This is a genomic window from Methylobacterium sp. WL69 (assembly GCF_008039485.1).
In the GTDB taxonomy this organism is placed as follows: domain Bacteria; phylum Pseudomonadota; class Alphaproteobacteria; order Rhizobiales; family Beijerinckiaceae; genus Methylobacterium.
Genome location: NZ_VRUZ01000052.1, coordinates 20,240 through 27,967, shown reverse-complemented (window position 1 = coordinate 27,967; position 7,728 = coordinate 20,240). Strand labels below are relative to the sequence as shown.

9 protein-coding genes are annotated in these 7,728 nt (G+C 73.2%); 4 read left to right on the top strand and 5 right to left on the bottom strand.

Annotation, left to right across the window (positions count from 1 at the left end):
* The first annotated feature begins 468 nt into the window (after positions 1 to 468).
* Complete coding sequence (locus FV218_RS14615) at positions 469 to 1,053, top strand: superoxide dismutase family protein (RefSeq protein WP_056097431.1); 585 nt, start codon at positions 469 to 471, stop codon at positions 1,051 to 1,053.
* A gap of 59 nt (positions 1,054 to 1,112) precedes the next feature.
* Here the strand turns inward: FV218_RS14615 and FV218_RS14610 are convergent, their stop codons facing one another.
* Positions 1,113 to 2,708: a DUF87 domain-containing protein gene (locus FV218_RS14610; protein ID WP_147710372.1), complete on the bottom strand. Its 1,596-nt coding sequence runs from the start codon at positions 2,706 to 2,708 to the stop codon at positions 1,113 to 1,115.
* Between the two features lie 389 nt (positions 2,709 to 3,097).
* On the opposite strand from FV218_RS14610, the gene FV218_RS14605 reads away from it, so the two are divergent.
* Positions 3,098 to 3,304 carry a hypothetical protein gene (locus tag FV218_RS14605; RefSeq protein WP_056097427.1) on the top strand — a complete coding sequence of 69 codons (207 nt, stop codon included), beginning with the start codon at positions 3,098 to 3,100 and terminating at the stop codon, positions 3,302 to 3,304.
* A 52-nt stretch (positions 3,305 to 3,356) separates the two neighbouring features.
* Complete coding sequence (locus FV218_RS14600; protein WP_147710371.1) at positions 3,357 to 3,650, top strand: hypothetical protein; 294 nt, start codon at positions 3,357 to 3,359, stop codon at positions 3,648 to 3,650.
* Here the strand turns inward: FV218_RS14600 and FV218_RS14595 are convergent.
* The 4 genes from FV218_RS14595 to FV218_RS14580 form a co-directional block, all read right to left on the bottom strand.
* Positions 3,647 to 4,906, bottom strand: coding sequence for an oxalate decarboxylase family bicupin (locus FV218_RS14595; RefSeq protein WP_147710370.1), 1,260 nt, complete (start codon positions 4,904 to 4,906; stop codon positions 3,647 to 3,649). The genes FV218_RS14600 and FV218_RS14595 overlap by 4 nt on opposite strands.
* A 160-nt stretch (positions 4,907 to 5,066) precedes the next feature.
* Positions 5,067 to 6,077 (bottom strand): P1 family peptidase, encoded by a 1,011-nt coding sequence (locus tag FV218_RS14590; RefSeq protein WP_147710367.1) that lies wholly within the window; start codon positions 6,075 to 6,077, stop codon positions 5,067 to 5,069.
* A gap of 109 nt (positions 6,078 to 6,186) precedes the next feature.
* Positions 6,187 to 7,044, bottom strand: coding sequence for an EamA family transporter RarD (gene rarD / locus FV218_RS14585; RefSeq protein WP_147710365.1), 858 nt, complete (start codon positions 7,042 to 7,044; stop codon positions 6,187 to 6,189).
* 50 nt (positions 7,045 to 7,094) lie between these two features.
* A complete protein-coding gene (locus FV218_RS14580; RefSeq protein ID WP_147710363.1) occupies positions 7,095 to 7,391 on the bottom strand; it encodes a hypothetical protein in 297 nt (98 codons plus the stop codon).
* 113 nt (positions 7,392 to 7,504) lie between these two features.
* Between FV218_RS14580 and FV218_RS22820 the strand changes: the two genes are divergently transcribed.
* Entirely contained in the window at positions 7,505 to 7,681 is a 177-nt protein-coding gene (locus FV218_RS22820) for an Rmf/CrpP family protein (RefSeq protein ID WP_187273067.1), read from the top strand.
* The last annotated feature ends 47 nt before the right edge of the window (positions 7,682 to 7,728 follow it).

Genomic DNA, 7,728 nt, shown 5'->3' with positions numbered 1-7,728 from the left:
GGGGCGGGCCGGGCGACGGGCGGTGCCACGGCCCCCCGCGCCGGAGGATCGGTCCAGGCCCGCTCGGCGGGGGCGGTCTGCGCCGTGGCGGCGCCGGCCCAGCCCAGGGCCAGCCCGGCGACCAAGCGGATCGGCAAGTGAACCGACAAGCGGATCTGGATGGACATGCGGCTCTCCCGATCGGTTCCGGCCCGCGCCGAGCGGGGTGACGCGAATCGAAGACGAGCCCGCCCGGATCGGAGAAAACCTTAAGGAAGTCTCAACACGACGTCCACAGAGCGAACGAAGGCGGGCCCCGCCGTTCCCGAGGGCAGACCGCTGACGCGGCGGCGGGCGCGAACCGCTTGCGCGGCGGCGTCCGGAGCGGCATGCCCTGCGGTGGACTGAATTGGTACGTCCCGGATCGACCCGGGTCCCTGCCTCGTTGAGATTCGCAAGCGCCCCCGGCGTGGAGAGGAAAGCCATTCCATGAGACGCGTCCTGTCGATCATCCCCCTCCTCGGCATCCCCTGCCTGGCCCTGACCGCCGCCGCCGCCCTCGCCCAGGGGACGCCGGCGACGCCGCCGGCACCGGCCGCGGCACCCGCCGCCGCACCGGCGGCCCCCCAGGCCTTCGAGGCCGACATCCAGAACGGCAAGGGCGAGGCCATCGGCCGGATCGCCCTGCGCGACGGGGCCAACACCCTGGTGATGCGGGTGACGATCAACGCAGGCGGCCTGCCGCCCGGCTGGCACGGCATCCATTTCCACGCGGTGGGCGACTGCTCGGACACGGAGAAGTTCGAGAAGTCGAAGGCCCACGTGAACCACGACCAGAGCAAGCACGGCCTGCTCAACCCCGAGGGCCCGGACGAGGGCGACCTGCCCAACGTCTTCGCCAATGCCGACGGCTCGGTGAACGCCGAGGTGTCGAGCGAGACGCCGCTCACGGGCGAGGGCGGGCTGAAGGACGGCGACGGCTCGGCGCTCATCATCCACGCCAACCCCGACGACCACGCCACCCAGCCCATCGGCGGGGCCGGCCCGCGCATCGCCTGCGCGGTGATCAAGTAGGCGGCAAGTCTCGGCGGTAAGTCCGGGCGGCCGGTCGGGGAACCGCGTCGCGGCCGGGGCTACTCGGCCGCGAACAGGCCCGGCATCTCGGGCATCGGCGGGGCCGCGGCGGAAGCCGGCTTGGCCTCGGGCGCGGCCCCCTTCTCCTCCGCGCCCTTCAGGTCGCCCATCGGGGCTTTCGGGTCGCCCGGCGCCGTCTCGCAGTTGAGGGACGGCAGGGCGACGACGCGGTTGCCGCGATAATCCGTGCGGCAGACGATGGTGCCCCGGGTCTCGACATAGGCCAGCAGGCGCTTGGCCCGGCCGGGCGAGCGGCTGCCGATGGCCCGGGCCAGGGCCTCGTCGCCGGGACACGGCTCGCCCGCCAGCGCCGCGCGGGCCAGCATGAGGAACAGGCCCTGGACCTCGTCGGGGAGGGCCGCCGCGGCGGCCTGCGCCTCGTCCCAGCGCCCGTCGGCCTCCGCCGGCTCGGCCTCGTCGAGGCCCGCACGGGCCACGCCGAGGCGGCGGCGGAAGCTGGCGAGGCTCAGGGACTCGCCGTCGAGGCCGCGCATCCGGCAGCGCACGAGGAAGTCCTGATACACCACCGCCACGGGCTGGCCGCCGGCATCGGGATCGGCGGCGATGCCGCGCAGGACCGCGTCGCAGCCGGCGCGGATCTCCTCCTCGCTCAGGGGCTCGGGCGCCGCCACGGGCTCGGGCCGGTAGGCGCTGAGCTCGCGCATGAGGTCGGCCGGGGTCGCGCGCGGGACCGGGGGCGTGCGCGGCGCCGGGGCCCAGGCCGGGGCGCCGTCCTCGGCCGAGCGGGTGAGGATGAGGGCGCGGAGATCCGCGTCCGCCGGGGCCGGCAGGGGGACGAGCTTCGGCGAGCCCGAGCGCGCCGAGGTGGTGACGGGGCCGATGCGCAGGGCCAGGGGCCGCCGGCTGAGGGCGGGCCCGAGGGCCACGAACTCGCCGCGCGCCAGGTCGCGGAACCGCTCGGCCCCGCGCCGGTCGAGGCCCAGGAGGTCGGCGGCCCGCGCCATGTCGATGTCGAGGAAGGTGCGGCCCATGAGGAAGTTGGTGGCTTCCGCCGCGACGTTCTTGGCGAGCTTGGCGAGGCGCTGGGTGGCGATGATGCCGGCGAGGCCCCGCTTGCGGCCCCGGCACATGAGGTTGGTCATGGCCCCGAGGGAGGCCTTGCGCGCCTCGTCGGAGACGTCGCCGGCGGCGGCGGGGGCGAAGATCTGCGCCTCGTCGACGACGACGAGGACCGGGTGCCAGTGGCTGCGCTCGGCCTCGAACAGGCCGCCGAGGAAGGCGGCCGCGGCGCGCATCTGCGCCTCCATGTCGAGGCTCTCCAGGGTGAGGACCACGGAGACCCGGTGGGCCCGCACCCGGGCGGCGATGGCCTGGAGGTCGGCCTCGCCGTGGGCGCCGTCCACCACCACGTGGCCGTAGGCCTCCGCCAGGGTGACGAAGTCGCCTTCCGGATCGACGATCACCTGCTGGACCGATCCGGCGCTCTGCTCGAGGAGGCGGCGCAGGAGGTGCGACTTGCCCGAACCCGAATTGCCCTGGACGAGGAGACGGGTCGCCAGCAGTTCCTCGAGGTCGAGGCGGGCGGGCTCCGCGCCCGGCCCCATGCTCAGTCCCATCTCGATGCCGACGCTCATGCCCGCTCCGGTTGCCGAACGCCGGGACCCGCCCCGCCGCATCACGGCATTTGCACGGAAACCTTAACATGCGGGGACGGGTCCGGATCGGGCGACGCGCCGGGCTTCCACAGGTGCGTTCCACTCCGTTCCGGTTTTGTCCCTAAAGTGACCTTCCGATCCCGGCCTCTCCAGTCGTTTTATCCTAGGCTCAAAAGCCCAGGACAATGATCCGCGCACTATGATTCACACAAATCTTCGAACAGATCGGGTACGGAACGGGATCGACGGGGCGGATGCAGGGACCGCCCGGCGCGGCGGGAGGGTGCGGCAACGGATCCGGCATTTCCCTGCAGGGCCGGCGGCGTCCCGGCCTTGCCGTGCCCGGCACGCGATCTAGGTCACCGGTCATGAACCCAGTCCTCGTCGTCGCCCTCATCTGCGCCTCCACCGTCCAGGCCCCCGACTGCTCGCGGGAGACGGCCCTCGACATCATCACCGGTCCGGCCCACACGCTTCAGGAATGCCTGATGCAGGGGCCGGTGCTCGCCGCCAATGCGGGCCACGGCAACGACCGGGACACCTACGTGAAGACGCGCTGCGAACCCCGGCGCTGAGCGTTCGACAGGACCCCGCTTCGACAGGACCCCGCCATGCAGGCCCTCCGCCATGGATGATGTCGCCCCCGACCGCGCGGTGATGATCCGCCTGCGCGCCCGCCTCGCCGTGGTCGAGCGGGCCGCCTGGTTCGGCCTCGTCGAGGCCATGCGGACGCGGCCGGCCGAGACGGAGGCCTATCTCACTGCCGAGCGCGCCAAATGCGCCGAGGGGTTCGGGCAGCGCGGCTGGGCCGCCGACCTCACCGACGCCGAGCGGGCGATGCTCGGCGCCGAGGTCGATGCGGGGCTGGCCGCGCTCATCACCGATGCGAGGGCGGAGGCGGAAGGGTCGGCGGAGGGTTAGGCGGGCGGCCGTCCGATCACCGGGTCCTTGCCCTGCGGCAGGCCATCGATGAGCGCCCGGTCGATTCCCGTATGCGCCGCCACCAGGGCGTGGGGGGTCAGGGCGAGCCACTGGCGTAAGGAGATGTCGGCGTAGGTCGGCGTCCGGAACATCTCCAGGAAGGTCAGGGGGCCCTGGCCAGTGTTCTCGATGTAGTGGCCCATGGCGAAGGGCACGTAGCCCACGTCCCCGGCGCGGTAATCGAAGGTCCGCGCCTTCGATTCGGAGCCGAACACGGTCATGCGCCCCTCCCCCGCGATGTAGAACTGCCATTCGTCGCCATTGGGGTGCCAGTGCAACTCGCGCATGGCGCCGGGCTCGAGCTCGACCAGGGCCGCCGCGATGGTCTTGGAGGCGGGAAAGACCGTCGAATCGGTGATCCGCACCGTGCCGCCCTTGGTGCGGATCGGCGCCTGGGCCAGCATCCGGTGGCTGAAGCCCTCGGGGATCGAGCCGGCTCCGCCCATTCGGTCGTCGGAAAGCGGACCCGGCTTGGGGCCGGGGAAGATGTAGAGCTCCTTCTCGGGGATCCGGGCGAACGCCGCCTCGGGGATCCCGAAATTCTTGGCCAGAATGTCCTTCGGAGTATGGGCAAGCCAGTCGGTGAGAAGAAAGGTCGAATCCTCAGAGAATGCGCCGTCGTCGAAGACGAGGAGGAATTCGCAGCCGTCGGTGCCGTCGCTCTCCAGGGCCTGGATCGAGTGGGGAATGCCGGAGGGGAAGTACCAGAGGTCGCCGGGGCCGACATCGTCCGCGAAGGTGCGGCCCTGCGCGTCGATGGCGGTGATGCGGGCCCGGCCCTGGAGCATGTAGGACCACTCCGCTTCCTTGTGCCAGTGCATCTCCCGCACGACGCCGGCCCTGAGGCGCATGTTCACCCCCGCCATGGCCTTCGAGACCGGAAGTTCGCGAATGGTGGTCTGCCGGGCCCAGCCGCCCTCCTCCAGGCGCATGTGGCTGTCGGCGAACGACCATTTGAGGTTGGGCATGGTGCCGTGGTCGGTCTTCGGCGGCAGCACTGTGAACGGGTCCTGCGCCTCGCGCGCCGGGTTGCGCGGGCCGAGAATCGGGGCGCCCTGCGTCCCGCGCTCCGGGACGACGCCGCCCGGGGGGAAACCTGCCGGAGGGACACCTGGGCCGGCGGCGCGGGCGGCCGAACTCATCAGGGCGCCGCCGGCGGTGGCGGCGATCAGGCTGCGGCGGGAGAGATCGGTCATGGGGGTCTCGCTTGCGGCGTTCGGGCCGATCCCCGGATGGGGCCGAACCGGCCCGGGGGCCGCCACGATCGGATGGGTGACGCGGGGCTCCGGCCGGGCAATGGCCCGGACCCGGGCCGCGTTCCGACCCGGCCATCACGGTTTCGCGCGTCAGCCGCCTTCAGCCTCCTGGCCCGAAGCAGTCGGTCCACGCCGGCGGCATCCGCTCAAAGCCCGGCAGGGACGTCGCGGAAAAGACCCCGATGGCCACGGCCCGCGCCAGGGTCCGGGCGGCGGCGTCGCCGAGGCGCGCGAGGTCGCCGACGGGGTCGGCCAGCGGCACCCGCCCCGTCGCCACGGCGAAGACCACGTCGCCGTCGAGGGGCGTGTGGACCGGGTGGATCGCCCGGGCGAGGCCGTCCTGGGCCATCACCGCGAGGCGCCTGGCCTGGGCCTTGGTGAGGATCGCGTCGGTCGCAACGACGGCGAGGGTCGTGCTGGCGCCGGCCGGGCCCGCGTGCTTGCGCGGCCAGTCGAACGCCTCGGGCGGCATGTGGCGCGGAAAGCCCAAGGCTCCGAACTCGTCGCCGACCTCGTAGGGCGCCGCCCAGAAGTGCGCCCCGTCCCCCACGGTGACCCGGCCGAAGGCGTTGACGGCGGCGAGGGCGCCGATCCGGGCCGACAGGCCCGCGACCTCCGCCGAGGCCGAGCCGACGCCGCCCTTGAGGTTGGCCGTGGTCGCCCCCGTGCCGGCCCCGACGGAGCCCAGGGCGAAGTCCACGGCCGCCGCCCGCGCCGCCGCGTAGCCGAGGTCGCGGTAGGGCGGGAATCGGCCCCAGTCCTTGTCGCCGCCGTTGAGGAGGTCGAACAGCACGGCGCCGGGCACGATGGGCACCCGGGCAGAGCCGACGGCGAAGCCGCGCCCGGCCTCGGCCAAAGCCGCCATGACGCCCGCCGCCGCGTCGAGGCCGAAGGCCGACCCGCCCGACAGCACGATCGCATCGATGCGCTCCACCGTGCGCTCGGGATCGAGGAGGTCGGTCTCGCGGGTGCCGGGTCCGCCGCCGCGCACGTCGACGCCCGCCACCACGGGCGCGTCGAAGACCAGCGCGGTGACACCGCTGCCCAGGCGCAGATCCTCGGCGTGGCCGACGCGCAGGCCGGGGATGTCGGTGATGCGGTTGGGGCTCATGCGGGGCTTTTCCGATTGCGGATCGGAGACGGTCGCACGGCGGGTGGTTCCCCGGCGAGGGGCCGCGTCGCGGAGGCGGGACGCGCGAATGCCGGGGGACGCGGCCGGTTCAGGCCGCCCGCGCCTTCCGCGCCGCGCGGAACGCGTCCGCCGCGTAGAGGGCCAGCGACAGCCAGATCAAGCCGAACAGCACCATCCGGTGCGGCTCCAGGCGCTCGCCGTAGGCGGCGACGCTGAGGACGAGGAGGCAGCTCGGGGCGAGGTACTGCATCAGGCCGAGGGTCGCGAGGGTCAGGCGCTCGGCGGCGGCGGCGAACCAGATCAGCGGCAGGGCGGTGGTGACGCCCGTGAGCACGAGGAGTCCGGCCCGCACGGGGTCCCCCGTCATCACGGGCGGCGCGAACAGGACGAGGTAGCCCAGGGCCACGGGCAGGAGCACGGTGGTCTCGGCGGCGAAGCCCACCATGGCGTCGACCCCCACCACCTTGCGCACGAGGCCGTAGAGGGAAAAGCTCGCCGCGAGCGCCAGGGACACCCAGGGCAGGTGGCCGGCCACCACCACCGCCAGGAGCACGGCCCCGGCGGCAAGGGCCACGGCCGCGACCTGGACCGGGCGCAGGCGCTCGCCCAGCACCGCGGCGCCCAGCACCACGCTCATGAGCGGGTTGATGAAATAGCCGAGGCTGGCATCCAGCATGTGCCCGGACTGGACGGCCCGCAGGTAGAGCAGCCAGTTCACCCCGATGAGGCCGGCCGAGAGCACGAGCCAGCCGTGCCGGGGCCGCAACGGGAACGGGTTGCGGATGCGCCGGCGCAGGGCCAGCAGCAGCCCGGCCACGAGCACCGCCGACCAGACGATGCGGTGGGCCAGGATGCTGGTGGCCGGCACCGCGTCGAGGAGTCGGAAATGCACCGGGACGACGAGGCCCCAGCTGAGATAGGCGCCGAGCGCGTAGATCAGGCCCAAGGTCGAAGGCTCCCCTTCGCGGATCGCTCCGCGCAACGGGGCTTATAGCATCAGCGCGTGCGCGACAGGGTGACGGCGGGGTCGCCGCGCATGAGGGCGTTGAGGCGCTCGGTGTCGAACCCCTCCACCGCCTTCGGCCGGGCGGCCTTGGCGGTCTTCATGGGGGCGGGGGGCTCGGGGAGCGCCCCCGTGGCGATGGGATCCACCAGCACCGGGCGGGCCAGGGCGGGCACGGGCGGCGCGGCCACCACCACCGGATGGCCGAGGCGGTCGACGCAGGTGAAGCCGACGATGGTCAGGCTGATCCCGAAGAGACCGGCCACGGTGAGGGAACGCAGGATACGCACGGCGACGCACTTCCCAGATACGCGAACAAGGAACCGCAACAGCTTTAGCCCAGGGCCGTTAACGAACCGCCCGGCGCCGCTGCCCGCGCCGCCTTCCTCCAGGAGTTCGCCGCATGCCACCGGATCCCGACGCCACGGCCACCGCCAGCGACAGCCCGTTCATCCAGGGGCGCAACGCCCGCACCCACGGCAAGCCCGCCGAGACCTGTCCCTATCCGGAGGGCTCGGCCGACCGGCAGGCCTGGCTCCAGGCCTGGGAGGAAGCCGGCCCGCCGGCGGACGCCCCCTGACCTTTCACTCGGCCGGGCGACCCTGTTAGAGGTCGCCCGGATGGACA